Origin of the sequence: Vibrio sp. 1557, from assembly GCF_033340175.1 — a bacterium.
GTDB lineage: Bacteria > Pseudomonadota > Gammaproteobacteria > Enterobacterales > Vibrionaceae > Vibrio > Vibrio alginolyticus.
On the sequence record NZ_JAWOVZ010000277.1, the window covers coordinates 1 to 1,054 of the forward strand.

1 protein-coding gene is annotated in these 1,054 nt (G+C 46.2%); it reads left to right on the plus strand.

The genetic code is table 11. The features are described 5' to 3' along the window. Window positions 1–1,054: sigma-54 dependent transcriptional regulator (locus tag R7070_RS26465; RefSeq protein WP_318141553.1), on the plus strand; the 1,054-nt coding region annotated here is incomplete at both ends.

Consider the following 1,054-nt stretch of genomic DNA (forward strand, 5'->3'; position numbering starts at 1 on the left):
CATTTTCATGACGGCTCATGGCTCTATCGATACAGCGGTAGAAGCGATGCGTCATGGCTCTCAAGACTTTTTGATCAAACCGTGTGAAGCAGACCGTCTGCGTGTTACGGTCAACAACGCAATTCGCAAAGCAACTAAGCTAAAAAATGAAGCAGATAATCCGGGTAATCAGAATTACCAAGGTTTTATCGGCAGCAGCCAAACCATGCTGCAGGTCTATCGCACCATTGACTCTGCCGCTAGCAGTAAAGCGAGTATCTTTATTACTGGTGAAAGTGGTACGGGTAAAGAGGTATGCGCAGAAGCCATCCACGCTGCAAGCAAACGTGGTGATAAGCCGTTTATTGCCATCAACTGTGCAGCCATACCTAAAGACTTAATTGAAAGTGAACTGTTTGGTCACGTAAAAGGGGCATTTACTGGTGCGGCAAATGACCGTCAAGGTGCCGCTGAGTTAGCCGATGGTGGCACGTTGTTCCTCGATGAATTGTGTGAAATGGATTTGGACTTACAAACCAAATTATTGCGATTCATCCAAACCGGTACGTTCCAGAAAGTGGGCTCTTCAAAAATGAAGAGTGTGGACGTGCGCTTCGTTTGTGCGACCAACCGAGACCCTTGGAAAGAAGTTCAAGAAGGGCGTTTCCGCGAAGACTTATACTACCGTTTATACGTGATTCCTTTGCATCTTCCGCCTCTTCGCGAACGTGGTGAAGATGTGATTGAAATTGCGTACTCACTGTTAGGCTACATGTCTCATGAAGAGGGCAAAAACTTTGTCCGCTTTTCTCAAGAAGTGATTGATCGCTTTAACAGTTATGAGTGGCCGGGTAACGTCCGACAACTACAAAACGTACTACGCAATATCGTGGTGCTCAACAACGGCAAAGAAATTACGTTAGATATGTTGCCACCGCCGCTGAATCAACCGTTAGATAGGCCATCTGTATCTAAACTGATTGAGCCAAAAGCGATGACTGTTTCAGAGATCATGCCGCTATGGATGACAGAGAAAATGGCGATTGAGCAAGCGATTGAGGCGTGTGACGGTAAT